Origin of the sequence: Thiorhodococcus mannitoliphagus (assembly GCF_010915725.1) — a bacterium.
Lineage (GTDB): Bacteria > Pseudomonadota > Gammaproteobacteria > Chromatiales > Chromatiaceae > Thiorhodococcus > Thiorhodococcus mannitoliphagus.
In genome coordinates this window covers 39,904-65,607 of record NZ_JAAIJR010000012.1, presented here as the reverse complement: position 1 = coordinate 65,607, position 25,704 = coordinate 39,904, and the positions used below count along the sequence as shown (strand labels likewise).

At 63.4% G+C, this 25,704-nt stretch carries 24 protein-coding genes; 12 read left to right on the top strand and 12 right to left on the bottom strand.

Annotated features, from left to right (window positions below; all coding sequences use genetic code 11):
* The first annotated feature begins 58 nt into the window (after nucleotides 1-58).
* The 4 genes from G3480_RS04785 to G3480_RS04770 are packed head-to-tail and all read left to right on the top strand — an operon-like array spanning nucleotide 59 to nucleotide 3,639.
* Complete coding sequence (locus tag G3480_RS04785) at nucleotides 59-1,159, top strand: ABC transporter permease (protein WP_240905583.1); 1,101 nt, start codon at nucleotides 59-61, stop codon at nucleotides 1,157-1,159.
* Nucleotides 1,160-1,172: 13 nt separating this feature from the next.
* Nucleotides 1,173-1,976: an ABC transporter ATP-binding protein gene (locus G3480_RS04780; RefSeq protein ID WP_164652530.1), complete on the top strand. Its 804-nt coding sequence runs from the start codon at nucleotides 1,173-1,175 to the stop codon at nucleotides 1,974-1,976.
* A gap of 2 nt (nucleotides 1,977-1,978) precedes the next feature.
* Complete coding sequence (locus tag G3480_RS04775) at nucleotides 1,979-3,031, top strand: MlaD family protein (RefSeq protein WP_164652529.1); 1,053 nt, start codon at nucleotides 1,979-1,981, stop codon at nucleotides 3,029-3,031.
* Nucleotides 3,031-3,639 (top strand): ABC-type transport auxiliary lipoprotein family protein, encoded by a 609-nt coding sequence (locus G3480_RS04770; protein WP_164652528.1) that lies wholly within the window; start codon nucleotides 3,031-3,033, stop codon nucleotides 3,637-3,639. The genes G3480_RS04775 and G3480_RS04770 overlap by 1 nt, the downstream gene beginning before the upstream one ends.
* Nucleotides 3,640-3,701: 62 nt before the next feature.
* Here G3480_RS04770 and G3480_RS04765 read toward each other — a convergent pair whose 3' ends face one another.
* Genes G3480_RS04765 through modA form a run of 5 tightly spaced genes read right to left on the bottom strand, consistent with a single transcriptional unit; the run spans nucleotide 3,702 to nucleotide 7,424 of the window.
* Nucleotides 3,702-4,106, bottom strand: coding sequence for a hypothetical protein (locus G3480_RS04765; protein ID WP_164652527.1), 405 nt, complete (start codon nucleotides 4,104-4,106; stop codon nucleotides 3,702-3,704).
* A gap of 13 nt (nucleotides 4,107-4,119) precedes the next feature.
* Complete coding sequence (modD, locus tag G3480_RS04760; RefSeq protein ID WP_164652526.1) at nucleotides 4,120-4,962, bottom strand: ModD protein; 843 nt, start codon at nucleotides 4,960-4,962, stop codon at nucleotides 4,120-4,122.
* Nucleotides 4,963-4,978: 16 nt separating this feature from the next.
* Entirely contained in the window at nucleotides 4,979-6,052 is a 1,074-nt protein-coding gene (locus tag G3480_RS29425; protein WP_164652525.1) for a sulfate/molybdate ABC transporter ATP-binding protein, read from the bottom strand.
* Nucleotides 6,052-6,717, bottom strand: coding sequence for a molybdate ABC transporter permease subunit (locus G3480_RS04750; protein WP_164652524.1), 666 nt, complete (start codon nucleotides 6,715-6,717; stop codon nucleotides 6,052-6,054). Before G3480_RS04750 ends, G3480_RS29425 begins: the two co-directional genes overlap by 1 nt.
* On the bottom strand, nucleotides 6,714-7,424 hold the full coding sequence (gene modA / locus G3480_RS04745) for a molybdate ABC transporter substrate-binding protein (RefSeq protein ID WP_164652523.1): 711 nt from the start codon (nucleotides 7,422-7,424) through the stop codon (nucleotides 6,714-6,716). The genes G3480_RS04750 and modA overlap by 4 nt, the downstream gene beginning before the upstream one ends.
* 862 nt (nucleotides 7,425-8,286) lie before the next feature.
* Here modA and G3480_RS04740 point away from each other — a divergent pair.
* Entirely contained in the window at nucleotides 8,287-10,197 is a 1,911-nt protein-coding gene (locus tag G3480_RS04740) for a methyl-accepting chemotaxis protein (RefSeq protein ID WP_164652522.1), read from the top strand.
* 909 nt (nucleotides 10,198-11,106) lie between these two features.
* Here the strand turns inward: G3480_RS04740 and G3480_RS28900 are convergent.
* From G3480_RS28900 to G3480_RS04720, 4 genes are all read right to left on the bottom strand, one after another.
* Nucleotides 11,107-11,661, bottom strand: a complete 555-nt coding sequence (locus tag G3480_RS28900) for a methylated-DNA--[protein]-cysteine S-methyltransferase (RefSeq protein ID WP_164652521.1) — start codon at nucleotides 11,659-11,661, stop codon at nucleotides 11,107-11,109.
* A 169-nt stretch (nucleotides 11,662-11,830) separates the two neighbouring features.
* Nucleotides 11,831-12,607 (bottom strand): hydroxyacylglutathione hydrolase, encoded by a 777-nt coding sequence (gloB, locus tag G3480_RS04730; RefSeq protein WP_164652538.1) that lies wholly within the window; start codon nucleotides 12,605-12,607, stop codon nucleotides 11,831-11,833.
* A gap of 89 nt (nucleotides 12,608-12,696) precedes the next feature.
* Nucleotides 12,697-14,646 carry a 1-deoxy-D-xylulose-5-phosphate synthase gene (gene dxs, locus G3480_RS04725; protein ID WP_164652520.1) on the bottom strand — a complete coding sequence of 650 codons (1,950 nt, stop codon included), beginning with the start codon at nucleotides 14,644-14,646 and terminating at the stop codon, nucleotides 12,697-12,699.
* A 147-nt stretch (nucleotides 14,647-14,793) separates the two neighbouring features.
* Nucleotides 14,794-15,708: a LysR family transcriptional regulator gene (locus tag G3480_RS04720; RefSeq protein ID WP_164652519.1), complete on the bottom strand. Its 915-nt coding sequence runs from the start codon at nucleotides 15,706-15,708 to the stop codon at nucleotides 14,794-14,796.
* Nucleotides 15,709-15,968: 260 nt separating this feature from the next.
* Here G3480_RS04720 and G3480_RS04715 point away from each other — a divergent pair, with 260 nt between their 5' ends.
* The 7 genes from G3480_RS04715 to G3480_RS04690 all read left to right on the top strand — a co-directional run bounded on the left by G3480_RS04715 (nucleotide 15,969) and on the right by G3480_RS04690 (nucleotide 22,155).
* Nucleotides 15,969-17,387, top strand: a complete 1,419-nt coding sequence (locus G3480_RS04715) for a form I ribulose bisphosphate carboxylase large subunit (RefSeq protein ID WP_164652518.1) — start codon at nucleotides 15,969-15,971, stop codon at nucleotides 17,385-17,387.
* Nucleotides 17,388-17,520: 133 nt separating this feature from the next.
* Nucleotides 17,521-17,877 (top strand): ribulose bisphosphate carboxylase small subunit, encoded by a 357-nt coding sequence (locus G3480_RS04710; RefSeq protein ID WP_164652517.1) that lies wholly within the window; start codon nucleotides 17,521-17,523, stop codon nucleotides 17,875-17,877.
* Between the two features lie 252 nt (nucleotides 17,878-18,129).
* The gene (locus G3480_RS04705; RefSeq protein WP_164652516.1) at nucleotides 18,130-18,936 is read left to right on the top strand and encodes a CbbQ/NirQ/NorQ/GpvN family protein; all 807 of its coding nucleotides are present in this window, start codon (nucleotides 18,130-18,132) and stop codon (nucleotides 18,934-18,936) included.
* 40 nt (nucleotides 18,937-18,976) lie between these two features.
* Nucleotides 18,977-19,168, top strand: a complete 192-nt coding sequence (locus G3480_RS29220; RefSeq protein WP_338114064.1) for a GxxExxY protein — start codon at nucleotides 18,977-18,979, stop codon at nucleotides 19,166-19,168.
* Nucleotides 19,169-19,217: 49 nt separating this feature from the next.
* Nucleotides 19,218-19,376, top strand: coding sequence for a GxxExxY protein (locus G3480_RS29215; RefSeq protein ID WP_338114063.1), 159 nt, complete (start codon nucleotides 19,218-19,220; stop codon nucleotides 19,374-19,376).
* Nucleotides 19,377-19,416: 40 nt separating this feature from the next.
* A complete protein-coding gene (locus G3480_RS04695; RefSeq protein WP_164652515.1) occupies nucleotides 19,417-21,792 on the top strand; it encodes a nitric oxide reductase activation protein NorD in 2,376 nt (791 codons plus the stop codon).
* 171 nt (nucleotides 21,793-21,963) lie between these two features.
* Nucleotides 21,964-22,155: an AAA family ATPase gene (locus G3480_RS04690; RefSeq protein WP_164652514.1), complete on the top strand. Its 192-nt coding sequence runs from the start codon at nucleotides 21,964-21,966 to the stop codon at nucleotides 22,153-22,155.
* 228 nt (nucleotides 22,156-22,383) lie between these two features.
* Here the strand turns inward: G3480_RS04690 and G3480_RS04685 are convergent, their stop codons facing one another.
* From G3480_RS04685 to G3480_RS04675, 3 genes are all read right to left on the bottom strand, one after another.
* A complete protein-coding gene (locus tag G3480_RS04685) occupies nucleotides 22,384-22,842 on the bottom strand; it encodes a DUF29 domain-containing protein (RefSeq protein WP_164652513.1) in 459 nt (152 codons plus the stop codon).
* A 215-nt stretch (nucleotides 22,843-23,057) separates the two neighbouring features.
* Nucleotides 23,058-23,882: a LysM peptidoglycan-binding domain-containing protein gene (locus G3480_RS04680; protein WP_164652512.1), complete on the bottom strand. Its 825-nt coding sequence runs from the start codon at nucleotides 23,880-23,882 to the stop codon at nucleotides 23,058-23,060.
* Between the two features lie 40 nt (nucleotides 23,883-23,922).
* A complete protein-coding gene (locus G3480_RS04675) occupies nucleotides 23,923-25,284 on the bottom strand; it encodes a TrpB-like pyridoxal phosphate-dependent enzyme (RefSeq protein WP_164652511.1) in 1,362 nt (453 codons plus the stop codon).
* Nucleotides 25,285-25,704: the final 420 nt, after the last annotated feature.

Here is a 25,704-nt window from a genome sequence, read left to right as displayed (position 1 = left end):
ATGGGCCGCGTTTTTCTTGAGCGGTCGCACGCCCTGGTACTTGACTCCAGGTTTGACCATGCCTGCACCCGATGCGATGAAGGCTGACCCCGTGATCTTAGCCCTGGAGGGGCGGGTGACGGCCTACTTGGTCGGGCCGATCTGGGCCGAGGCCCTGGAGACCCTCTCTCGCTATGCGGATCGCCCCATCGTCATCGATGCCTCGCGGCTGGAGTCCATCGACGACACCGGGATCGCGCTGCTCTTCGATCTGAAGAGCCGTCCACGCTCGGTGGGCGCAGAGGTCGAGATTCGCGGTCTTGCCCCGAGCCTTGCGGCGCTGATCCCCGACTATGCCCCCGATGATGTCGCCGAGCCCGCTCGGAAGTGGCCGCCGCTCGGGATCATCGAGCGTGCGGGCCGCGCCGCGTCCCTACAGCTTGCGGCCGCCGCGCGGATGCTTGCCTTTCTCGGCGACTGCGCCGCGGCCTTGCTCCAGGCATTCCACCGGCGCGGCGTCATCCGCTGGGGTGAAGTGCTCAGCGTGGCCGCCGAGGCTGGCGCCAACGCGGTGCCGATCGTCTTGCTCATCGGGTTTCTGATGGGCGTGATCATCGCCTTCGAGATTGGGTTGGTGGCACAGCAGTTCGGCGCCGTCATCTTCGTCGTCGATGGAGTCGGTGTGGCCGTGCTGCGTGAGCTGGGTGCCCTCATGACCGCCATCGTCTTTGCCGGTCGCACGGGCGCGGCCTTCGCGGCGCAGATCGGCACGCAGAAGGTCAATGAGGAGGTGAACGCCATCCTGACCTTCGGCCTCGACCCGGTGCGGTTTCTCGTCCTGCCGCGGCTCATTGCCGCCGTGCTGGTCATGCCCCTACTCACCGTGCTGGCCGATGTGGTCGGTATCTTCGGTGGCGCCTTGGTGTTGGCCGGATTCAACATCGGCTTTGTGCAGTTCTACAACCATCTGCTCGGCGCCGTCGGCATCGAGGACTTCCTCGTCGGCGTGGTCAAGGCGGCCGTCTTCGGGCTGACCATTGCGGCCATCGGCTGCCAGCGCGGGCTGGCGACGGGCGCGGGCGCCACCTCGGTCGGGCTCTCGGCGACCAGCGCCGTGGTGACCAGCATCATCTGGATCGTCGTGCTCGACGGTTTCTTCACCGTACTCATCAGTAGCTGAGGTGCGCAAAGCCATGGAGCGACCGGCCGTTTCCGCGCAAGCACAGACCACGCCCGCCGTCAGCGTGCGTGACCTCAAAGTCGGCTACGGCAGCCGGGTGTTGCTGGAAGGCGCGTCCTTCGATGTCCAGCGGGGCGAGATCCTGGTGATCCTCGGCGCCTCGGGGTGCGGTAAGTCGAGCTTGATGAAGAACATGATCGGGCTCTACCGGCCGATGGCGGGTGATGTCCTCATCGGCGGGGAAAGCATCGTGCGGGCCGGACCAACAGAGAAGGCGCGGCTGCAACGCGGGCTGGGCATCACCTATCAGAGCGGCGCCTTGTTCGGCTCCTTGACGGTGCTTGAGAATATCCGCTTTCCCCTCGACGAGTTTACCGACATCGGTCTCGAGCAGAAGAATCTGATTGCGCGGATGTTGCTGCATCAGGTCGAGATGGTCGAGGCCCAATCGCGCATGCCGGCGGAACTCTCGGGCGGAATGCTCAAGCGTGCGGGCATCGCTCGGGCGATGGCCTTGGGGGCCGAGATTCTGATGCTCGACGAGCCCTCGGCGGGGCTCGATCCCATCACCGCGGCCAATCTCGATCGCACCATCCTCGCCCTGCGTGACAACCTCGGGCTAACATTCGTCGTCGTGACGCACGAGCTTCAAAGCATCTTGAAGGTCGCCGATCGCGCGGTGATGCTGGACGCCACATCGCGCAGCATCATTGCCGAGGGTGTACCCTCCGAGCTTCGCGATCACAGCCAGGATGCACGCGTGCGGCAATTCTTCAACCGCAGGCCGGACGCGCCTGAGACCGAGGTGAGGCGCTAGGCATGGACGAGGGCAGGGGGCACTTCCGGCTTGGGTTCTTCGTCGTCGTCTCCTTGACGACGCTGGTCGCCATCCTGCTCGCCCTGGGTGGGCGTTCCCTCTTTCAGCCGAGATTCGTCTTCGAGACCTATTTCGACGGCTCCGTGGCGGGACTGGAGATCGGGGCTCCGGTGCAGTTTCGCGGCGTTCCTCTGGGCCAGATCTCGGCGATTGCGGGCTCAGGCGCCATCTATGAGCAGGATGTCCCGGTCGACAAGCGCAAGGGCTATATCGTGGTCGAGGCCAAGGTGTCGGGCGATCCGGATCAGGTCGAGCAATGGCGTGAGGAACTGTCGGCCTACATCAAGCGCGGCCTGCGGGCCCAGACCCAGCTCGCGGGCGTGACGGGCCAGCAATATCTCTCGCTCGACTTCTTCGATCCGGGGAAGCATCCGCCGCTCGAGATCCCCTGGACGCCTCGCCACCCCTACGTGCCCTCGGCGCCCAGTCTGGCTGGTCAGATCATCGGCAAGCTCCAGAAGCTCATGGCGAGCCTCGACGAGGCCGATATCCAAGCCCTGGGCAAGAATCTGAACACCCTGGTGGAGACGCTGAATGCCAAGCTCGCCGCGCTGCCGGTGGCCGATCTCTCGGTCGAGATCACGGCCGTCTTGAAGGAGGCGCGTGCCATGCTGGCGCGCCTGGACGGCGCGCTCGCGGAGACGTCGATCGACGAGGCTGTTGGCAACATCGCCAGTGCGTCGGCTAGGCTCGACGCGCTGCTCGCCGCCCCAGGTCTGGAGCAGACAATCGAGCATTCCGCTGCCTTGACCGGGCGCTTGCGAGGCTTGGTCGAATCCGGGAGCCTGGATCGGATTGTCGATGACCTGGAGCAGACCATCCAGCGGATCGACGCCCTCGTCGGCGACAACCAATATGATGTCCGGGTGATGGTTCGGGGCCTGCGAGAGACGGCCGACAACCTGCGTGTCCTTTCCGAGAGCGCGAAGCGTTATCCGGCCGGCGTCATCTTCGGTGGTCCGCCCGAGAAGGTCGATCTTCCATGGAATCAGTGATGACCTCTGTTTGGCTGCGCTGGCTTTTCGTCTTGGGCTTGGGGTTGCAGCTCAGCGCCTGCGCCATCGGTAAGCCCGCACCCCAGGCGACCACCTATGTGCTGGAGCCGCCTGCGCCAGCCCTCCGCGCCGCGCGCCGCCCAGAGACGCTGCGCCTCGGCAAGGTGCGCGTCACCCCGGCTTTCGCCGGCAGGGAGCTGGTCTTCCGGCTTGATGACGTGCGCTACGTGGCTGACTTCTACAACGCCTTTCTGGCGGAGCCTGGAGCCATGATTGGCGTCGCCATGGCCCAGTGGCTCGAGGCTTCGGGCCTCTTCAAGGCCGTGATGCAGGCGGACATCGGGACTCGGGTCGATGTCGTGCTCGAAGCGAGGGTCACCGAGCTGTACGGTGATTTTCGACCCGGCCGCTCTCCGGCCGCGGTGATGCGGGTGCAATTTGCGCTTGTCGATCTCACCGGCGTCAGCACTCAGGTGAGCTGGCAGCAGACCATCGGCCGCCGCATCGCTGTGCCGGAGGCTTCCCCCGAGGCGCTGGTGCGAGGCTATGGCCAGGCCTTGGGTGACATCCTGATGGAGCTTGCCGCAGTGCTGGAGAAGGCCGACTGAGTGGATGTCGGGTCGCTGCCGTCGCGGCGCTCGCCTTGGATGCCGTGGCAGCCCGCATCGGCTCACCCGGGCATCCGTGCCTCCAGCCCGAAGCTCGATCCCGATTCGCCTTCTTCTCCCAATGGCTCGACACGGCGATGGACCAGCCAGAGGCCGCTGCGCAGCCGCCAAGCGGTGATGGATTCGCTGTAGGCGAGTGCCTGATAGAAGTCCTCGTCGTCGTCCGAGCGGACGTCCATCTGGCGATAATCGTGGGCGTAGAAGCAAGGCTGTCCGCGGCTGTCGTAGCCGAGCACGCGTTTTGCCGCCATCTCGTGCTCATGATGGACGCGGAAGGCGCCTGGCGTGATGACGCGGCCTCGCCACTCGGGCGTGAGCAGCGACGACCAGCTTGGCAGGCAGCTGTCTAGCAGGCTTTGGCGCGTGCGTTCGGGCTTGTGGCCGTAGATGCAGTTCGAACTCGCCATCGCGGTCTCTCCGTCAGCTGAAGAAGCGCACCTGAACGTCCCGGGGCGGGGCGAGATGAGGTGCCGTGGTGACGAGGAGCTTGGCCCCCGCCCGCGCATAGTCCTCTGCATTCTTGGCGTTGACGCCCCCGGCCGCGGCGACGATGGTGCTCGAGCCGCGCGCCGCGAGTGCGCTTGCGACCTCGGCGACGGCCTCGGGCGAGAATTTCTCGAGCTGGAGGACATCGGCCTCGGCCCAGGCAAGCGCTTCTTCCGGGGTGGCGACCTCGACGACCACACGCTTTTCCGGGCATTGACGCCGCAGTCGCGTGACGGTTTGCGAGGGGCGCTCATCGCCCAGGAACTGGCGGTGCTCGGCGAACACCAGCAGGGTCTCGGAGAGTCCATTGCGGTGCATGACGGCGCCGCCGGCCTTGAAGGCCTTGACCGCGAGCCGCCGGGTGCCCGGGACGTTCTTACGGGTGCCTGCGACCACGGCGTCCGGGTTGCCGCGCCGTGCTGCCGTGACGATCTCGGCCGCGCGGGTGGAGATCCCCGAGCACCACTCCATGAGTGTCTGCGCGGTCTTCCAACCGCGATGCAGGGCGCCCGCACTGCCGCTTGCCTCGAGCAGCAGGGTCTCGGGTGCGGCATCGGCGCCGGATGCAACGCGGGCCTCGGCCTCGGCGCCGCAAAGCTGGAACATGCGCACGGCCTCCTCGACCCCGCAGACGACCATGGGGTCGCGGGCGAAGAAGCGGATCTGACCGAGCTTGGCGCTGATGCCGAGTGACTCGGTGGTCAGGTCACCAAAGGGGACGTCTTCGCTCAGCAATAGGTGCAGCTCTTGGTCGCTCAAGACGGGTGGAGTGATCATGAGTCCTGGTCTCTCTTCAAGCGTGTCTAGGGTTGGGGTAGGTCAAGTTTGGCGCGGTTGAACGCTCGCGCAACGGAATGACGCATTCGCGCGGGATGGCGAGCCGCGCGCTGGAGCCGGGTCTTGGCACGGGGCTGGATTTGGGGAGATGGATGCGCAGCGGCGAGCGGTCCGCGAGCCGGCAGAGCAGGGCATGATAGCCGCCCATGTCGGTGACGCGGGTGACCTCGACGGGCAGGCCCTGCCCAGAGGTCGGTGTCGGCCCGTCCGGGTGGATGGCGATGACTTCTGGGGGGCGCATCAAGGGGTCTAAGGACGCCGCGACCTGACCCCAAGCGCCGCGCGCGGTGTCGCGCTCCCAGGCCTGGACCGCAAGGGTGTTCGGCCAGCCCAGCACGCGCGCCACCTCGGCGTCACCGGGTCGCGCGAAGACATCCTCTGCAGGTCCCAGGCGGCGCAGCTGTCCGTCGATCATCACGCCGACGCGGTCCGCGACCTGGCGGACGTCTTCGAGGTCATGGGTGACCAGCACGACCGGGATGCCGGCATCGGCGACGGCCTCCTGAAACATGAGGCGCAGCTCCTGCCTCAGGCTGAAATCGACGGCCGAAAATGGCTCGTCGAGCAGGAGCACCTGAGGCTCTGCCGCCAAGGCGCGCGCGAGCGCGACGCGCTGTCGCTGGCCGCCGGAGAGCGCGCTCGGCTTGCGTTCGGCAAGCGGACGCAGACTGAGGCGATCGAGCCAGAAGCGGACGCACGCGGCCTTGTCGACGCCGCGCCTGAGGCCGAAGGCGATGTTGCGGGCGACGCTGAGATGCGGAAAGAGGGCATAGTCCTGGAACATGAAGCCGACCCGGCGGTGACGCGGGGCGAGGTTGATGTCCATGGCGCGGTCTAGCCAGATCCGGTCGCCGTGCCGGATGTGGCCCTGGTGCGGTGTCTCGAGCCCGGCGAGCAGCCGCAACAAGGTGCTCTTGCCGCAGCCGGATGGGCCGAGCAGGGCGGTGATGCCATCCGCCGGGATGCCGATATCGAGGTCCAGGGCAAAGTCTTTTCGCGCGAAGCTTAGGGTTGCTTGCAAGTCCGGCATCAGAGGCGTCCGAGTCTGCGCAGCAGGAAGAAGAGGCCCAGGGAGACCAGTCCGAGGAGCATGGAGAGCTTCGCGGCGCAATCGAAATCGCCGTCCAGTACGCGGTTGTAGATGGCGAGCGAGAGGGTCTCGGTCGAGCCGATGATGTTGCCGCCAAGCATGAGCGTGATGCCAACCTCGCCGAAGGAGCGCCCGACGCCGAGGGTCAGCCCGGCGACGATACTGCGCCGCACCACCGGGATGACCACCAGGATGAGTGTCTCCATTCGTCCCTTGCCGAGGGTGTAGGCGGCCTCGATCAGGTCACGCGCGCTGCCCTCGATGGCGGACTGGATGGGCTTGGCCACCAGCGGCAGCCCCGCCACGAAGGAGGCCAGTACGAGCGCTTGGAAGGAGAACACCAGTTCCCAGTCCAGCGTCTGGTGCAGCCAGCCGCCGATCGCGCCATGGCGGCCGAAGGCCATCAGCAGGAAGAAGCCGATGGCGATGGGCGGGAACACCAGCGGCAGCGAGATGATGGCATCGAGCAGCCCGCGCAGCGGGATCGGCTGACTCAGGAGGTAGCCCAGCGCGATCCCGCAGACCAGGAACAGCAGCAGCACCACGCCGGCGACCTGCAGGCTCAGCGCCAGCGAGGCGGGCGCGCAGGCGACAAGGCTCGTCATTGCAGTCCGTACTTCGCGAAGATCGCCTTAGCCCGGTCGGTGTTCAGAAAGTCGGCGAAGGTCTTGGCGGCTGCCGAGACGGGGCGGCCTTCGGGGTAGGCGAGCGCGATGACGGGCGGGTCGTAGAGATCGGCCGGGATCTCCACGAAGCCAGCGAGCTTGTCGCGGATGCCGAGCGCGTCAGTGATATTGATGAAGCCGGCGTCGACGGTTCCGGCGACCAGATAAGCCGAGACCTGAGGCACGGTCGCCAAGGTCATGAGCTTTCCCTGGACCTCAGGCATGAGGCCGCTGCGTTCCAGGAACTGGGTCGCGGCCCGCCCATAGATGGCCTTCTTGGGGTCTGGCAGGGCGATGCGCTCGACGCTCACTTCGGCGAGCGCCTGGTAGCCACCGAGCGGCCGGATCCCATAGGCCAGCACCAGGCGACCCTTACCGAGTGGCGTGAAATGTTCAAAGAGGCCGGTCTTGGTCAGGAAGCCGCGCTCGCCAACGACGAGATCGATCCGACCGCTGTCCCGGGTTTGGGCGATGACCTGCTGCATGTTGCCGAAGGCGGCCTGAACCTCGATGCCGGAGTCTGCTTCGAAGGCGGCGTAGACCTCGGTGAGCGGCTTTTTGTAGCCGGCACCGGCGGCGATGAGCAGTGGCTCGGCCATGGCCGAGATCGAAATGCACAGAAGACTGAGGGTCAGGAGAATACGCATCTAGGGTTCCCTGTCATGATCGAGTTGATTTGGAAGACTGTGAGAGAGGGTTTGCGCGGCGTCTCAGAAAGCGGTCTCTTCGGGGCCAATGAGATTGGCGCAGAGGGCGTGCCCGCTCCAGGGGCCTGCGCCGATACGATGTTGCAGCGGCTGAGTTGGGTGAATTGTCATTGTGCGTGATCGAGAAAACGGCATGATCGGCTTTCCTTGCTCCGGTTGAGCGACGGCAGGCTGCCGTCGGGAAATGCAGCGGTGAGAAGCGCCCGGAGTGCGTCACGGCGCCATCTCGTTATATTGAATTAGAAATAACGCTTGGCCAACGCCAATGCGAATTTGATGCCAGTTGTCTCTAAGCACCTGCGTCGAGGCGTCAGCTGCTTGGTGTTTTCGATTTTTTGCATTTACGTTCAGTGTTTTGCGCGCCTGTTTCCGGCTCCTGTTCACAGGGGTGCTCAGAGCGCAGCGAGTTCTCTGCGGTGCCCGCTTTGTCGTGAGTCCATCGGGGCTCGGTCTTTGTGTCGGCTTCGCAACAGCCGAGTCTGAGCCCAAGATTCAGCCTCAAGCGCCTCTCAATCCGACAGCTGGAAGCCCTTTCTGGCGGACGAGGCTGATGCATCTTGAGTGAAGACCCTTGAGTGTGAGGCTGTTCTCAGACAGGCGGAGTCGAGCTGGCCTCTACTGAGGGCGCCTTGTCGGGAAGATCGGCTCAACGGACGACCTTGATTGCTATGGGGTTAGAGTGGTAATTGATGCGTCCGACAGGTCTTATGGGGGTTGCTAGGCAACCTCATGTCTGCCCGTTGTTCCGATGTGGAGCAGTGTTGGCGTGGGGAAAAAGCGTGCAGGAAGGAGGTGGTTCAAGGTGTTGAACAATATGAGCATCGGGCGTCGTGTCTTGATCGGCTCTGCACTGGTCAGCATGCTGACCATCGGTTCGATTTTGCCAGTTGCACTGTCGCAGCTGACGGCCATTTCGGATCGCGCCGAGCTGCGGGAGCTGGAAGATCACTACGATGCGCTGACGAGTGCGATCGCAAGCACCGGGGAGCAGGCTCAGGCGTTGAGTGCCTTGGTCGCTCACATTCCAGAGATTCAGCAGGCGTTTGCGCAAGATGACCGGGAGCGTTTGAAGGCGATGACGCAGCCCGTCTTCGAGCACCTGTCGGAGCACCAAGCCGTTAGACAATTTCAGTTCCTGAAGGCTCCTGCGACCTCCTTCTTGCGCGTCCATATGGTCGACCGCTATGGCGACGACCTCTCCGCGATCCGCAAGACGATCGTCCAGGCAAATCGCACGCAAGAGCCCGTCCTTGGGCTTGAACGGGGTGTTGCCGGGCTCGGTGTGCGTGGTGTCGAGCCCGTGTTCTACGAGGGACGTCACCTGGGCGTGGTCGAGTTCGGCATGTCCTTCGGTCAGCCATTTTTCGACCGCTTCAAGGAGACGTCGGGCGTGGACACCGCCCTGCAGATTCCTGCGGACGAGGGTTTCAAGACCTTTGCGGGGACCATCGAGAGCGGTTCTCTGCTAACGCCGGAGGAGCTTCAGCGCGTCATGGACGGCGAGGTTCTGACCCGCCACATCGATTACAACGGCACGCCGGTTGCGATCTACGGCCGGCTGGTCGGCGATTTCTCCGACAGTCCGGTGGGCGTGGTGGAACTGGTAATCGACCGCTCCGAGGCGGTTGCGGCCTACCGCAATGCACTCTTCTCGATCCTTGGGCTCGGCGCTGCTCTCTTGCTGGGTGGTCTCCTTCTGTCCTGGCTCACGGCCCGCTCCATTGCACGTCCTATCCGGAGCACGGTGGAGAGCCTCATCTCGATCTCCGAAGGCGACGGTGACCTGACCCGGCGGCTGCCGGCCGAGGGTCGCAATGAGCTGGCTGATCTTGCGCGCGCCTTCAACGCCTTTGTCGACAAGATTCAAAGCCTCGTCCGGCAGGTCTCGGGCGCCGCGACCCAGCTCTCGGCCGCGGCGGAGGAGTTGTCGGTGGCGAGCGGTGAGACGGCGAAACAGGTCCAGAGCGAGCAGAATGAGACGGACCAGGTTGCCACGGCGATCAATGAGATGACCGCGACCGTCGAAGAGGTGGCCCGGCATGCGGCCGAGGCCGCGCATGTTGTGCACGAGGCCAATGAAGAGGCGGGCAAGGGTGACGTGCTCGCGCAGGAGACGGTCAACGCCATCGAAGAGCTGGCGCGGGAGGTCGAGCAGGCACGGCAGGTGGTGTCGCGGCTCTCCGACGATAGTCTAGAGATTGGCGCCGTGCTGGACGTGATTCGCGGTGTTGCCGAGCAGACCAATCTGCTGGCCCTCAACGCGGCGATCGAGGCGGCACGCGCGGGCGAACAGGGGCGCGGATTCGCTGTGGTTGCGGACGAAGTGCGGACCTTGGCAAGTCGGACCCAGGCATCGACCGAGGATATCCGCAACAAGATCGAGCGCGTGCAGACCGGTTCGGCGACGGTCGTCCAGGCGATTGCTAAGAGTGAGGAGCGTGCCAGCGATAGCGTGGAGCATGCGCGACGGGCCAGCGAGTCATTCAAGAGCATCAGTCGCTCGGTGACCGCGGTCAGCGATATGAACACGCAGATCGCCAGCGCCGCCGAGGAGCAATCGGCCGTGTCTGAAGAGATCAACCGAAACGTCCACGCTATCACTGAGGCGGTGCGCCAAACCTCTTTCGGCTCCGATCACATTGCTCAGGCCAGTGAGGAGCTGGCGCGGTTGGCGGCGGATATTCAGATGCAGATTGGCCACTTTCGGGTCTGAGGTCTGGATTGCCCTGTCAGGGTGCGCGGGGAGGCGCGCACCTGGAGACTTGGAAAGATTCTGATCCAGGCTTGGGCGAGAAGGGAGAAGGACGGCTCGCTGCCGTTCACGAAATGGCTCAATCGTCATCGGGTGGTCAAATCCTGCGCGATCTAACAGCACCCTAGGCAATGGGTGACTTCGTGGCCTTCGTTCAGGGTTTATCCACAGAATTAATCACAGGAAATGTGCATAAGGTGAGTCTGCGATTGGTGCACTGCGGCGCCACCAATGCCTCGGTTGGTGAGCAATGAAGCTCGTGCTTCTCGCGTTTATGTTCTTGTTTTTAAAAAATATATTATGCTTTTCTTGGGTGCTTAAGAACTTTGCGCCCTTGTCCGGCTAGCGCATCCGGGATTGCAGCTTGACAATTCCGGGATGAGGCGCGCTGTGGTCGAAGGGGGATTTGCACAGGCTGTCGGCATGGCCATTTAGCGCGTCGTCAAGGGCTTGACACTGCGGGAAAATACTCAATTAGAATCGTGCGCGAAAAGTGCTTGATGAGCGGCCTTGCTCAGGTCAGTCAGGAGGCCCGACATCCGGTCGCTTGTCTGGTTTCGCCCCCCGATTCAAGGCGATTTCCGAGAAACAACAGACCCGCAGCTCCGATCCGGGTCTATTCGGGTAAGTCAATTTCCGGAAATCGCCCAACCTATGGGCTCGCCTCTTCTTCTTGGCTGCCGGGTCGTGCTTGTGATGTCAGCGAGCGGGCCTTGAGCGTTAAGCTGAATCTCGCCTGAGCCGGCCTTGTCAACGATGATCGCCTGGGCCCTCAACACCTATCGGTTTCCCGAAATCAACCGGAACAGCCGCTCCAAGCCTGCGTAGCCAGGCCATCCTGGCCTGGTTTGCCAGGGCTGGAAGCCCTGGCTACATAAAACCGATAGGTGGTGAGGCCTGGGCCTCCCGCGCTAAGAGGGCGCGTTTGCGCCAGACACCCCAACGGTAGCCGGATAGGGCGCCGTCGCTGCGTATCACACGGTGGCATGGGATGGCGATCGCCAAGGTGTTTGCCGCGCAGGCTTGAGCCACGGCGCGCGTCGCCTTAGGTGCCCCAATCTTTGTCGCCACTTCGCCGTAGCTGCGGGTCTGGCCAAGCGGGATCTGCAGCAGTGCGGACCAGACGCGGCGCTGAAAGGGCGTGCCTTGGATGTCCAACGGGGCGTCGATTGCCGCGCCCTGCTGTTCGATCAGATGACGCGTCTGCTGAAGGATGCGAGCACAGGTGCCTTGGTCGGGGGTGAGCTGAGCGTCCGGGAAGCTGCCGCGGAGCTGTAGTTCGAGGCTATCCTGGTCGTCGCCGAGAAAAATGGCGCAGATTCCGCGCGCGCGCTTGCCGACCAGAATGGCGCCTAGCGCGCAGTCACCAACGGCGAAACGAATCCCATCCGCGCTCTGTGCCTTGATCGGGCGGTGTACTCTCATGCCGGGCGTCTCCCTTAGGAACTGTCCATCAACAACTTCCCCCCTTTCGCAAAGGGGGGCTAGGGGGGATTTCGGGCGGCATCGCTCGCATCGGGAAACAATTGATGGACACTTTCTTAGGGTGTTAACGGGAGCTGGACTCTGGGCAGACTGCGCTGCCGCGTCAGACTCAGTCGTACTTCTCGTCCTTCCAGCGCCGCAAGGCCGTGAAGACCTCGCTGGGGGTTGAGAGCCTCTTTCCGGCGAAGTTCTCCGCAGCGGCAATGACGCCCGGATCTTGGGTGCGCAGGAAGGGGTTGGTGCTCAGTTCCAGCGCCAGGCTGGAGGGCACCGTCGGCTTGCTGGCCTGACGCAACTGGGTATCGGTGTCGATGCGCTCGGTCAGGGCCTTGCTTTGCGGTTCGACCCATTTGGCGAAGCCGAGGTTGGCCAGGGTGTATTCGTGCGCACAGCAGCAGAGGGTGTCGGCTGGGAGGGCGGCAATGCGCTCGAGTGAGTGTGAGAGCTGCTCGAAGGTGCCGTCGAACACACGGCCGCAGCCGGCGGCAAAGAGGGTGTCGCCGCAGAAGAGCTTGCCGTCGCCGACGAAGGCGATATGGCTCGATGTGTGGCCTGGGACTTCCATGACGTCGAGGCGGGTGGTCAGACCGGAGGGCTGAATCGAGTCGCCCTCGCCGACCTGGTCGGTCAGACCCGGAATACGGCTGTCCCTGGGGCCATAGACGCGCAGCTCCGGATAGGCCGCGGCAAGCTCATCCAGGCCGCCGGTGTGGTCGTAGTGATGGTGGGTGATGAGCACTGCCGTCAGCCTCAGGCCAGTGCAGCGAAGATGCTCGAGCACTGGATCCGCATCGCCAGGGTCGACGACAACGGCGTTCTTGGTGCCTTCGGTCAACAACCAGATGTAGTTGTCCGAGAACGCTGGGATGGGGTGAATGTCCAGCACGGCTTCGAAACCTCCGGTGCCGGCCTCGCCGGGGGCAAGACTGGCAAGGCAGATCATCTATGGGTCGCGGAATTGTTGGTGCCTTAGCCTCAGGCGCCGAGGCCTTGCCGTCGGGTCTGCCGCTCGTCTTGCGCGGTGCCGGCATCTCCCAAGCGATCGATCTCGGCACGCACGCTCGCCAAGATGCCGGCGGCGTCGAGACCGACGCTGGCCAACTGCTCGCCATGCTCGGCGTGATCGATATAGCGGTCGGGCAGGCCGAGGTGAAGGCAGCGCATCAGGATGCCTTGCGCCGCAAGTGTCTCCGCGACACCACTGCCGGCACCGCCCGCGATGGCGTTCTCCTCGATGGTCACCAAGACCTCATGGGTCAAGGCCAGCTCCTTGATCAGGGCCTCGTCCAGCGGCTTGACGAAGCGCATGTTGGCGACGGTTGCGTCCAGCGCTTCCGCAGCTTCCAGCGCGGGCGGGACCATACTGCCGAAGGCCAGCAGGGCAACGCGGCGGCCTTGACGCAGCACCTCGCCCTTGCCGATTGGCAGCGCGGGCGCTTGAGGATCGATCTGGACGCCTGGTCCCGTGCCGCGCGGGTAGCGCACCATCGCCGGGCCTTCGTACTCATAGGCCGTCTTGAGCATCTGCCGGCATTCGTTCTCGTTCGATGGCGCCAAGATCAGGAGGTTGGGGATGGGGCGGCAGAAGCTGAGGTCGAAGCTGCCGGCGTGGGTCGCGCCGTCTGGGCCGACGAGCCCGCCGCGATCCACGGCGAGGGTCACATCGAGGTTCTGCAAGGCGACGTCATGAATGAGTTGGTCGTAGGCGCGCTGGAGGAAGCTGGAATAGATGGCGACCACCGGCTTCAAGCCCTCGCAGGCCACACCTGCGGCCAGTGTAATGGCGTGCTGCTCGGCGATGCCGACATCGAAGTAGCGGTCCGGAAAGCGCTTGGAGAAGGCGGTGAGCCCGGAGCCTTCGCACATGGCCGGTGTGATGCCAACCAAGCGGTCGTCTTGAGCGGCGGCGTCGCAGAGCCATCCGCCGAAGACTTGGGTGTAGCTTGGTCCCCTGCTCTTGCCCTTGCGCAACTCGCCGGTGTGGCGGTCGAAGGGTGTCACACCATGATAGGTGACCGGCTGGCCCTCGGCGGGCTCGAAGCCGCGTCCCTTCTGGGTGACGACGTGCAGCAGACGCTGTCCTGGCATGTCTTTGATGTTGCGGAGCGTGCGCAAGAGTCCGTCGATGTCGTGGCCGTCGACCGGGCCGATGTAGTTGAAGCCAAGCTCCTCGAACAGGGTGCTGGGCATCACCATGCCCTTCATGTGCTCTTCCCAGCGTCCCACCAGATGGCGCAGGTTGGGCATGCCGCGCAGGGCCGTCTTGCTGCCCTCGCGCATGGTCGTGTAGATCTTGCCGGAGAGTAGGCGGGCCAGGTGGTTGCTGATGGCACCCACCGGCGGGGAGATGGACATCTCGTTGTCATTGAGGATGACGACCAGGTCGATGTCCATGGAGCCGGCGTGATTCAGCGCCTCGAAGGCCATCCCAGCGCTCAGTGCACCGTCGCCGATGACGGCGATGGCCGTGCGCCGCTCGCCGCGCTGCTCTGCGGCGAGCGCCATGCCCAGCGCGGCGCCGATGGAGGTGCTGGAATGCCCAACGCCGAAGGTGTCGTATTCGCTCTCGCTGCGCTTCGGAAAGCCGGATACGCCGCCTTTCTGGCGCAGCGTGCACATGCGATCGCGCCGTCCGGTGAGGATCTTGTGCGGATAGGCCTGATGACCGACGTCCCAGACGATGCGGTCGTAAGGGGTGTCGAAGATGTAGTGCAGACCGATGGTTAGCTCAACGACACCTAAACCGGCGGCCAGGTGTCCGCCAGTCTGCGAAACACATTCTATAAGGAAGCTCCGCAGCTCACTGGCGACCTCCGGTAGCTGACTCTGAGACAGGGCGCGTAGGTCGGCCGGGTCGTTAATGGAGTCGATGAGTGGACGGCGGTGCAAGAGGGCACCGGAATCGCTTGGGGTGCGGTGTGGCATGGTCGAGAACGCGGATATCGTGACAAGCGGTGTAGTTTAGTCGAAACGGGCCTTTGCTGTCCGGAGCAATCGAGTCGATCCTGGCCGGTTGTTGGCTGATGGGGGCATCCCGGCGCGGGGTCAAGATCGAGCCAAGGCAGCGCGGGCCTAGCCCACGGCGATCGGGGCGGCGATTCTGGCCGCCTCCGCCCGCACGAAGTCGCGGAAGGCGCTCGCAGCAGGGGATAGGCGCTTGCCGCGTCTGTAGACGAGGTACCACTGGCGGCGGTCCGGGAAGCCCTCGACGTCCAGGATCACCAGGCGCCGGGTTTCGAGTTCGAGTTCGATGGTGTGCAGGGACACCACGCTGAGTCCGAGGCCCGAACGCACCGCCTGTTTTACCGCCTCGTTGCGGGTCATCTGCATGCCGTGGCGGATCTCGACGCCGCGCTCGGCGAAGAAACGCTCCATCGCCTTGCGGGTTCCGGAGCCTTCCTCGCGCATCACGAAGACCTCGTCCGACAACCGCTTGGTGAGGATATTGCGCTCATTCGCAAGGGGGTGATCGGGCGGGGCGACCACGACGAGCGGATTGTCCATGAAGGCCTCGGCTTCGACGTCGACGTTCTTCGGCGGGACACCCATGAGCACCAGGTCCACCGAGTTGCTGTCGAGCATCTGCACCAGCATCTCGCGATTGGTCACGTCGAGGCGCAGTCCGATGCCTGGGTGGCGCTGCTGGAAGACGGCCAAGAGGCGCGGGGCGAAATAGTTGACCGTGCTGGCGACCGCGAGGCGCAGACTGCCGCGGTTGATGCCCTTGAGCGACTCCATGACATCTTCCAGCTCAGCCAGTGAGCGGTTGATGGCGCGGCTGTAGTGGTACAGCTCACGACCAGCCTCGGTGGGCACGACCTTTTTGCCAAGGCGCTCGAAGAGGGGGAGGCCGACCTCGTCCTCCAACTGCTTCACCTGCATCGAAACGGCGGGCTGACTGAGATGAAGCTCCTCTGCCGCACGCGTATAGCTATGGTTTTGGGCGACCGCCTCGAACACCCGCAGCTGGCGCAATGAAATATGCATGACGCTTCTTGGAATCTCGCGGCCCAGGTTGATGACATCCCGACGCCGGCCGCCAGGCGATGGGACGCATTTATCATAAGCTATGAGTTATATTTCTCATAAGCAATATTTAGTAGAATTTATGTGGTTTCTCGCTAATAATCTCGCCCCAGGTTTCAGGCCGCACGCGGGGCAGCCGAAGCTACAGATGACAGGCGCGAGCGGATCGGCAGCTCAAGCCAACAATCACCACAGAACTCAATCTTCTCGGAGGATTCAGAATGGCGAAGACTTACAGCGCGGGCGTAAAAGAGTACCGCGAGACCTACTGGATGCCTAACTACACGCCCAAGGACACCGACATTCTGGCGTGCTTCAAGATTACTCCCCAGCCTGGTGTGCCGCGTGAAGAAGCTGCGGCCGCTGTCGCTGCCGAATCCTCCACCGGTACCTGGACCACGGTCTGGACCGACCTTCTGACCGACCTCGACTACTATAAGGGCCGCGCCTACGCCATCGAGGACGTTCCTGGTGACGACAGCTGTTACTACGCCTTCATCGCCTACCCGATCGACCTCTTCGAAGAGGGCTCGGTGGTCAACGTCTTCACCTCGCTGGTCGGCAACGTCTTCGGCTTCAAGGCCGTGCGCGCCCTGCGTCTGGAAGACGTTCGCTTCCCCATCGCCTATGTCATGACCTGCAATGGCCCGCCGCACGGCATCCAGGTCGAGCGCGACATCATGAACAAGTACGGCCGTCCGATGCTCGGCTGCACCATCAAGCCGAAGCTCGGCCTCTCGGCGAAGAACTACGGTCGCGCGGTCTACGAGTGTCTGCGCGGCGGTCTCGACTTCACCAAGGACGACGAGAACATCAACTCGCAGCCCTTCATGCGCTGGCGTCAACGCTTCGACTTCGTCATGGACGCCATCGACAAGGCCGAGCGCGAGACTGGCGAGCGCAAGGGTCACTACCTGAACGTCACCGCGCCGACGCCCGAGGAGATGTACAAGCGTGCCGAGTACGCCAAAGAGATCGGCGCACCCATCATCATGCACGACTACATCACCGGCGGCTTCACCGCGAACACCGGGCTGGCGCAGTGGTGCCGTGACAACGGTGTGCTGCTGCACATCCACCGCGCCATGCACGCCGTGCTCGACCGCAACCCGCACCACGGTATCCACTTCCGTGTCTTGACCAAGATCCTGCGTCTGTCGGGCGGCGACCATCTGCACACCGGCACCGTGGTCGGCAAGCTGGAAGGCGACCGCGAGGCGACCCTGGGCTGGATCGACCTGCTGCGTGAGTCCTACGTCAAGGAAGACCGCAGCCGCGGCATCTTCTTCGATCAGGATTGGGGCTCCATGCCCGGCGCCTTCGCGGTCGCCTCCGGCGGTATCCACGTCTGGCACATGCCGGCGCTGGTGACCATCTTCGGCGACGACGCCGTGCTGCAGTTCGGCGGCGGTACCCTGGGTCATCCTTGGGGCAACGCGGCGGGCGCCGCAGCCAACCGCGTCGCACTCGAGGCCTGCGTCGAGGCACGCAACCAGGGTGTTGCCATTGAGAAGGAAGGCAAAGACGTCCTCACTAAGGCCGCAGCCTCCAGCCCAGAACTCAAGGCTGCCATGGAGACCTGGAAAGAGATCAAGTTCGAGTTCGATACGGTGGACAAGTTGGATGTCGCTCACAAGTGATGGTGTGAGCGCGGATTCAAACGACACCGTCGATAGGCTCGACATGGCGCGCCCCCAAGCCGCCAGCTTCTAGCCTTCAGCCGCCAGCCGCTTGGCTGGCGAGCGAGCCCAGAACAACCGGAGTACAGATCAAATGAGTGACATGCAGGACTATCAATCCAGTCTCGAGGACGTGAACAGCCGTAAGTTCGAGACCTTCTCCTACCTGCCGGCGATGGAAGACGCGCGGATCCGCAAGCAGGTCGAGTACATCGTCAACAAGGGCTGGAACCCGGCGATCGAGCACACCGAGCCGGAGAATGCTTTCGACCACTACTGGTATATGTGGAAGCTGCCGATGTTCGGCGAGACCGACGTCGAGACCATCCTCGCCGAGGCCGAGGCCTGCCACAAGGCGCATCCCAACAACCACGTGCGCTTGATCGGCTATGACAACTACGCCCAGTCACAGGGCGCGGCCATGGTGGTCTTCCGCGGCAAGCCGGTCTAAGACTGGCCCTAGGACCTGGGAATTCAGAGCCCCTGCTTCCTGAATGAGGGGGCAGGGGCTTTGTTTTGCCCGGAGCGCAGAATTCACAGCCACTAGGGTGGACGCGCAACAGCCAAGTCCACCGCATCCCTCGACTCCGCTCGGGGCAAGCTTGTCAACCCTGCGACCGCGCAGCATGAAAGCGAGCGGCCTGGCGACCGAGGCCATTACCCAATCAGCGCACATGCCGCGTCTTGAGAAAGGACCGCACTCATGTCAGACATCGATCGCGACCAATATCTGGTCCAGCAAGAGCCCTACTACTGCCCTGTTCAAAACGAAGTCGCCATGTACGAGGCGGCCTATGACGCGCGCATGCCGGTCATGCTCAAGGGACCGACCGGGTGCGGTAAGACCCGCTTCGTCGAGTACATGGCCTGGAAGCTGCGCAAGCCGCTGATCACCGTCGCTTGTAACGAGGATATGACCGCCTCCGACCTGGTCGGCCGCTTCCTGCTCGACATCAACGGCACCAAATGGCAAGACGGTCCGCTCACCGTCGCCGCCCGCGTCGGTGCCATCTGTTATCTCGATGAGGTCGTCGAGGCCCGCCAAGACACCACGGTCGTCATCCATCCGCTGACCGACCACCGCCGCACGCTGCCGCTGGAGAAGAAAGGCGAGCTGGTCGAGGCGCATCCCGATTTCCAGATCGTCATCTCCTACAACCCTGGCTATCAGAGCCTCATGAAGGATCTGAAGCAGTCCACCAAGCAGCGCTTCGGCGCCCTGGACTTCGACTACCCGACGGCCGAGATCGAGTCCGAGATCATCGCCCATGAGGGTGGGGTGGATAAGTCGGTCGCCGAGAAGCTGGTGCAGATCGCCCACCGCAGCCGCAACCTCAAGGGTCATGGCCTGGACGAAGGCATGTCGACCCGCTTGCTCGTCTACGCCGCCCAGCTCATCTCCAAGGGCGTCGACCCGCAATCCGCCGCGCAGATGGCCCTGGTCGGCCCGCTCACGGACGATCCGGATATGCGCGATACCCTGGACGCGGCGGTGAATACCTATTTCTGAGGAGTTTTGAACCGCAAAGGCGCTAAGGACGCAAAGGGAATTGAGGTCTAGGAAGGAGCCGAATCGGGAGATCGAAGAATTGGCGCATGCGACCATCGGTGCTGCGATCGAGGTGCATCGGTATCTTGGGCCTGGATTTCTCGAGAGCGTCTATGAGGCAGCCTTGGCGGTCGAGCTTCAAGGTCGTGGGATCGAGTATCGGCGCCAGGTTGAAGTGGCGGTCGAATACTAAGGGTGTTCACGTTGGCGAGGGTAGGCTGGATTTGTTGGTGGGCGGCGTCTTGGTTGTTGAACTGAAGGCAGTCGATACGCTGCTGCCGGTCCATAAGGCTCAGTTGCTCTCGTATCTCAAGACACTCAAACGTCCGCTTGGTCTCTTGATCAATTTCAAGGTCCAGGCACTTCGACAGGGTATCCAGCGCGTGATCCTCTCCCAGTGAAAATCTTTGCGCCCTTTGCGCCTTTGCGGTTCAAGCAATCATGAGCATCGACTTCAGCGAATTTCTCTCTTGCCTCAAAGCCGACCCAGAGCACGCGCACGCTCAGGCGCTGGAGTCGAGCTACCAAGAGGCCGCCCGTGTCATGTCCCCTCAGGGGCTCGACCACTACCTGACCGGCATCAAGGCCATGTGCACCCTCAACAAGGGGGCGGATCTGGTGATGACCTATGTCCAAGAGATGCCGGGCGTGGTCAAGGAGGTCGGCGAGGACATCATCCCGGATATCGTCAGCGCCCTGATGAAGCTCTCCTCCCATACCTCGGGTACTGTCATCACCCTGATGATGGCCAATATGCCGCTCGCCGCGAGCCGGCTCGGCGATTTCGAGGTGATGCGCGGCTACCTGAACCTGCTCCATCAGCTCGCCGGCAAAGCCCCGCGCGGACTGCGCCCCATGATGGAGAACATGGACGAGCTGCTCTCCAAGCTCACCCTCGGCGGTCTGCGCCGCTGGGCGCTCTGGGGTGCGCAGGCACATGCCCGAGACCTTGATGGGCAGCTGGCCTACTTTGGCCTCAAGACCGAATCCTCGCGTGCAGTGCTCCAGAAGGAGCGGCGCGGCACCCTCTTCGTCGACAACCAGCGCAAGCTCAACTTCTATCTGCGCGCGCTCTGGGGGCGCGCCTTCTTCATGCGACCGACCTCAGGTGACTACGAGTCGCGCACTGGGCTCAAGCCCTTCATCGAAGACTTCCAGATCCACCTGCCGGATGCCTTCGACGCCTGGCGCGGCATCTCGGGCATGGAACTCTATCGCGCCGCTGCGGCCCACTGTGCCGCGCACATGGTCTACACGACGCAGCCCCTCAGCGCCGAGCAGCTCAACCCGGTCCAGCGCATCTTCGTCGAGCTGTTCGAAGATGCCCGCGTCGAGGCGCTCGCCATCCGCGAGTTCCCGGGCATGAAGAAGCTTTGGCTCCAGTTCTTCACCGCTCCGCCTGATGCCGGCGAGACGGTCCAGCTCCACCCGCTGGTCGATCTGATGCTGCGGCTCGCCCGCGCCCTGCTCGACGAGGATTACCAAGACAGCGAAGCGCTCATCGATGAGTCGGCCACCGCCTTTCGCGCAGCGCTGGCGGAGCGGGGAGATGACAATCAGATCAGCTGGAACGCCGGTGTCGACTTCTACAACCGCGCCGTCCAGATTGCCGCCATTCCCAGCATGCGCGTCCTCGAAGACTCGCCAATCCCCTATCGCGACGACAACGACTACATTTGGTACTTCGACGAAAACCTCTTCGTCACGCGCGGCATGGACTACCTGCCGGCCTCCCAGCAGCAGGTGCGGCGCAATGTCAGCGTCATGGAGATGGTCAACGAGCTGGACTGCGAGCTGGCCGGCGACGACGCTCAGGAGATCTGGACCCTCTCGACCGAGTTCTGGCTCGACCAGGAAGCCTGCACCATCAATGAGCTGGAAGGCAAAGAGCCGGTCTCAGAGCCCTACCATTATCAGGAATGGGACTATCACGTGCAGCTCTATCGCCCCGATTGGGCGACCATCCTCGAGCGGCGCCAGGGCCGCGGTGATCCGGAGGCAATGGATGAGATCCTCACCAAGCACAAGCCGGTTGCGAGCCGCATCCGCCACCTGATCGACGCACTCCAGCCCCAGGGGATCGTCCGTCGCCGCGGCTACGAGGAAGGCGAAGAGCTCGACCTCAACGCCGCCGTGCGCGCCATGATCGACATCCGTCGCGGCGTGATGCCCGACCCGCGCATCAACATTCGCATCACACGCCATGTCCGTGATCTCTCCATCGTCGTGCTCATGGACCTGTCGCAGTCGACCAACGAGAAGATCGGTTTCAAGGAAGGCGAGCCGGGTTACGAAGAAGCCCCGAGCATTCTGGATCTCACGCGCGAGTCCACCGGCCTGCTCGCCTGGGCCATCGACTCCATCGGCGACAACTTCGCCGTCCACGGCTTCGCCTCCGACGGCCGGCACGACGTCCAATACTACCGTTTCAAGGACTTCAATCAGCCCTACGACGACGACGCCAAGTCACGCATGGCCGGCATGAAAGGCGGACTCTCCACCCGCATGGGCGCCGCGCTCCGCCATGCCGGTTGGCACCTGACCCAGCAGCCCGCCCAAAAGCGCCTGGTCCTGCTCGTCACCGACGGCGAGCCCGCCGACATCGACGAGCGCGACCCGCAATACCTCCGGCACGATGCCAAGAAGGCGGTCGAGGACCTGCGCATGCGCGGCATCCACACCTACTGCCTGACCCTAGACCCGGATGCCGACCGCTACGTCGCGCGCATCTTCGGCGAGAACGGCTATTCCATCGTCGATCAGGTCGAGCGGCTACCCGAGCGCTTGCCGGCGGTCTTCGCCGCCTTGACGGGATAAAGCAGCCAGCACCGCGAGCCGTCCCGAGCTAATGCGCTTCGACGCGGGAGCGGCGCCCCGCCGCGATCGCGCGGTTGGACCAATCCATGATCAGGGCCGAAAAGCCGCCGTCGAGCCACGCGCATTGATATCCTGTCTTGAACCGATGGGGCGATACGGAGCACGGCGAGCATGAGCGCAATCGACCAACCCTGGCGCATCCCCTATGGTGTGGCGGATTTCATCAAGCTGCGCGAGGGGCATGAATACTATGTCGACAAAACCCGTTATCTGCCGTTACTGGAGCAGGCCGGACGCTTCTTATTTCTGATTCGCCCGCGCCGCTTCGGCAAGAGTCTATTGCAGTCGGTGATGGAGTGCTAATACGACGCGCACTGGGCGGAGCGCTTCGATGAACTCTTTGCCGGCACCTGGATTCAGTGGCGCTACCTGCCTGAAATATCATGGGACCGGAAAATTAGAGAGGGTCGGGAAGCCCGAACGCCGGAACTTGACCCCTCCCTAATTTTTCAACACCTTGTAAGCCACTGATCTTAAATTCGTTACCGGCCAGGAAAAATGGCCAAAATCGAGTTTCTTATGTCCCCTTTCTTATTCAGGGGCTGCCAGTGGCCAGCATTCGGGGTCGAGCAGTTGTTCCAGGTGATAGGGGTTGTCCTCGGGAAACAGATCGGGATCGAGGCCGGTCTCGCGGATGGCTAGATCGCGACCGTCATCCCATCCGCTTTCCAAGGCTTTCGCCATCTGAGCCGGGTTTTTGAGTCCAGGGTTTTGCGCCAAATGACGCGCTAGCGATCTGCGCTGGGTCGTGATGGTGTTGCGCCAGCTTTTTTCATTGGTGCGGGTGCGATCGACCTGAATCTGGAGCTTGAGCAGATGCCCGATGAGGACGGCGAGCCGCTGGGCCAGGTGGCGCTGTTCGGATTTCCCCATGTCGGCGACCTCCTCGGCCAGATGTTCCAGGTCCAGCAAATCAAGGCGGCCTTGCTTGAGATAGGCGGCTTGCTCCTGGGTCCAGGTAAAGAAGTCCTGGTCGTAGGCGGTACTCATGTCGGCGCCTCGCTCGTCGTATTGAGTGTTTTCGCAGCGGACAAGGTGGTGTGGATTTCATCGGCCGGTCAGTGCAGCTGTCCTCTTCTTGGCCCTCTTGCCCATCGTCAAGCCCACTAAGAAAGTGCCCATCAATTGTTGCCCGATGCGAGCCATGCCGCCCGCAATCTCCCCGCCCCCCTTTACGAAAGGGGGGAGTTGTTGATGGACGCTTTCTAGGGAATGACGATCGTCATCCCAGGCGTGAGCTGGTCCGGGTTGTCGAGTAGATGGCGGTTGGCTTGGAACAGCCGGCGCCATTGATTGCTGTTGCCGTAGAAGCGGTTGCTGATGAGGCCGAGGTTGTCGCGCTCTCTGACCCGGTAGACGCTGAGTGCGTCGGTCACGCGGGCGAGCTTGAGCTGGCGTTTGCGCAGCAGGTCTTCGGCTTCGGCGCGGCTCTTGACCCCGGTGGGCTCGGCGTCGGCGCCAGGACGGTCGATCTGCCGTTTCAGCGCGAGGAAGGCCTCGGCTGAGGCTTCCTTTGCCGCTTCTTCGGTCAAGTTGCCGCCGTCCGTGTGTGGAAGTTGAGCGGCCAAGGTCTCGACCCGCGCCGTGAGGGCGGCATTCTGCTTACGCTCGTGCTCGAGTTCCGCCGCAAGTCGCTCTACCAATCCCCGCTGGTCGGATAGCGCTTGCTCGAGTTCGGCTTGACGGTCATGCGTGGCCGTGAGTTCGTCGCGCATCTGCTCGAGCGCCTGGCTGCCTTCGGCTAGGCGTCGCTCGGCCTCCATGCGGGCCTGGTCGGCGGTCTTGCGCGCCAGGGCGGAATCCCTGAGCTTGCCTTCCATTCCCTGGACGCGGGACTGGAGCATCTCGATCTTCTCGTGGAGCTGATCTGGGGTTTGCGGCGGTGGCGCTGGCTCGGCGTCGACGGCTTCTTCGCGCTCCCGCGGGCTGTCCTCTGAGAGTGCCGCCAGCGGGAGCCAGAAGGCGGCCAACCAAGGGACGACGACAAGCGCAACGCGTCCCTGCGTTCTTGCGAGCCTGGTGTGTCGCATCCGAAACCTCCTTGCCGCGCGCTTGTTGACGGGAATCGGCTTAGCCGATGGACGGCAGACCGGAGAGCGCCATGGCGACCTCGTTCTCGGCGTATTCGAGATCCTTGAGCTTGTCGCCGAAATAGTCGGTGTAGGCCTGCATGTCGAAGTTCCCGTGACCGCTGAGGTTGAAGAGGATGCTCTTGCTCTGACCCGACTCGCGGCACTTCTCGGCCTCGTGGATCACCGCGCGCACCGCGTGGTTGGCCTCGGGTGCGGGGATGATGCCCTCGGCTTTGGCAAACTGAACGCCGGCCGCGAAGCACTCGAGCTGGTTGTAGGAGCGCGGCTTGATGAAGCCGAGCTTGGCCAGGTGACTAACCTGCGGCGCCATGCCGTGATAGCGCAGACCGCCGGCATGGAAGCCCGGCGGGACGAAGGTCGAGCCCAGCGTGTGCATCTTGCACAGGGGCGTGAGATGCGCGGTATCGCCGAAGTCGTAGGCAAAGAGCCCCTTGGTCAGCGTCGGACAGGCGGTGGGCTCGACGGCGATGCATTCCACCTCGCGTCCGCCGCGTAGCTGCTCGCCGAGGAAGGGAAAGGCAATGCCTCCGAAATTGCTGCCGCCGCCGGTGCAGCCGATCACCATGTCTGGATAGGCATCCGCCATCTCCAATTGCTTCTGCGCCTCCAGACCAATCACCGTCTGGTGGAGCAGGACGTGATTGAGCACGCTGCCGAGGGCGTACTTGGTGTCATCGCGCTGGGCGGCCAGCTCGACTGCTTCACTGATGGCGATGCCCAGGCTGCCGCTGCTGTCGGGGTGCTCGGCAAGGATGGCGCGGCCCGACTCGGTGGTGTCGCTTGGGCTCGCGATGCATTGGGCGCCGAAGGTCTCCATGAAGGCCCGGCGGTAGGGCTTCTGGTTGTAGCTGACCTTGACCATGTAGACCAGGATCTCGAGCCCGAACATGGAGCCGGCCATGGCGAGAGAGGATCCCCACTGGCCCGCGCCGGTCTCGGTGGTGATGCGTTTGACGCCTTCCGCCTTGTTGTAGAAGGCCTGGGCGATGGCGGTATTGGCCTTGTGGCTGCCGGCTGGGCTGACGCCTTCGTATTTGTAAAAGATCTTGGCCGGGGTCTTGAGCGCTTGTTCGAGCCGTCGGGCGCGGTAAAGCGGCGAGGGGCGCCATTGACGCAGCACCTCGCGCACCGGCTGTGGGATCTCGATCTCGCGCTCGGTGCTGACCTCTTGCTCGATGACAGCGCGGGGAAAGATGACGCTAAGCTCGTCCGGGGTGATGGGCTGCTGCGTGCCGGGGTGCAGGAAGGGGTCCAGCGGCTTCGGCAGGTCGGCGTTGATGTTGTACCAGAAACGGGGGAGTTGCTGCTCGTCGAGCAAGTACTTGACTGGGTCGCTCATGCGGACATTGGCCTCAGTAGTGGTGGAGCGGCCGGCGGCGGACGGAGCGCTGGCTTAAGCGCGGCGCTTCTCACGACACATGCATGTGTTTAGGCCTCGATGCCATCAGGCTGCCGAGGCTTAGGGATGCCGAGTGCCGCAGCACTGGGTCCCCTGCGACGGCGCCGAGCCCAGGGCCGTCGCAGTTCTCCATGAGGTCACCGCTGGTCTGTCGAGACGCTGACTGGATGCCTTCCTGGCATTCAACTCAGCACGCGACTCGGAAACGCGGTTTCCGAGTCGCTCCATTTTCAAGAGTTCTTGATGCTCGAAAATGCTGCACCCTCCATGGCCCGGACGGGAAATGCGAAGCATCAGCGCTTCCCCGTTCCGGCTTGCGCGCCAAGTTTGCCAGGTTTGCAGGGTAGCTTGTATCCCATT

Coding starts and splice junctions, on each gene's coding strand:
- G3480_RS04785 (WP_240905583.1), top strand. CDS start 59: ATGCCTGCACCCGATGCGATGAAGGCTGACCCCGTGATCTTAGCCCTG.
- G3480_RS04780 (WP_164652530.1), top strand. CDS start 1,173: ATGGAGCGACCGGCCGTTTCCGCGCAAGCACAGACCACGCCCGCCGTC.
- G3480_RS04775 (WP_164652529.1), top strand. CDS start 1,979: ATGGACGAGGGCAGGGGGCACTTCCGGCTTGGGTTCTTCGTCGTCGTC.
- G3480_RS04770 (WP_164652528.1), top strand. CDS start 3,031: ATGACCTCTGTTTGGCTGCGCTGGCTTTTCGTCTTGGGCTTGGGGTTG.
- G3480_RS04765 (WP_164652527.1), bottom strand. CDS start 4,106: ATGGCGAGTTCGAACTGCATCTACGGCCACAAGCCCGAACGCACGCGC.
- modD (WP_164652526.1), bottom strand. CDS start 4,962: ATGATCACTCCACCCGTCTTGAGCGACCAAGAGCTGCACCTATTGCTG.
- G3480_RS29425 (WP_164652525.1), bottom strand. CDS start 6,052: ATGCCGGACTTGCAAGCAACCCTAAGCTTCGCGCGAAAAGACTTTGCC.
- G3480_RS04750 (WP_164652524.1), bottom strand. CDS start 6,717: ATGACGAGCCTTGTCGCCTGCGCGCCCGCCTCGCTGGCGCTGAGCCTG.
- modA (WP_164652523.1), bottom strand. CDS start 7,424: ATGCGTATTCTCCTGACCCTCAGTCTTCTGTGCATTTCGATCTCGGCC.
- G3480_RS28900 (WP_164652521.1), bottom strand. CDS start 11,661: ATGAGAGTACACCGCCCGATCAAGGCACAGAGCGCGGATGGGATTCGT.
- dxs (WP_164652520.1), bottom strand. CDS start 14,646: ATGCCACACCGCACCCCAAGCGATTCCGGTGCCCTCTTGCACCGCCGT.
- G3480_RS04720 (WP_164652519.1), bottom strand. CDS start 15,708: ATGCATATTTCATTGCGCCAGCTGCGGGTGTTCGAGGCGGTCGCCCAA.
- G3480_RS04715 (WP_164652518.1), top strand. CDS start 15,969: ATGGCGAAGACTTACAGCGCGGGCGTAAAAGAGTACCGCGAGACCTAC.
- G3480_RS04710 (WP_164652517.1), top strand. CDS start 17,521: ATGAGTGACATGCAGGACTATCAATCCAGTCTCGAGGACGTGAACAGC.
- G3480_RS04705 (WP_164652516.1), top strand. CDS start 18,130: ATGTCAGACATCGATCGCGACCAATATCTGGTCCAGCAAGAGCCCTAC.
- G3480_RS04695 (WP_164652515.1), top strand. CDS start 19,417: ATGAGCATCGACTTCAGCGAATTTCTCTCTTGCCTCAAAGCCGACCCA.
- G3480_RS04690 (WP_164652514.1), top strand. CDS start 21,964: ATGAGCGCAATCGACCAACCCTGGCGCATCCCCTATGGTGTGGCGGAT.
- G3480_RS04685 (WP_164652513.1), bottom strand. CDS start 22,842: ATGAGTACCGCCTACGACCAGGACTTCTTTACCTGGACCCAGGAGCAA.
- G3480_RS04680 (WP_164652512.1), bottom strand. CDS start 23,882: ATGCGACACACCAGGCTCGCAAGAACGCAGGGACGCGTTGCGCTTGTC.
- G3480_RS04675 (WP_164652511.1), bottom strand. CDS start 25,284: ATGAGCGACCCAGTCAAGTACTTGCTCGACGAGCAGCAACTCCCCCGT.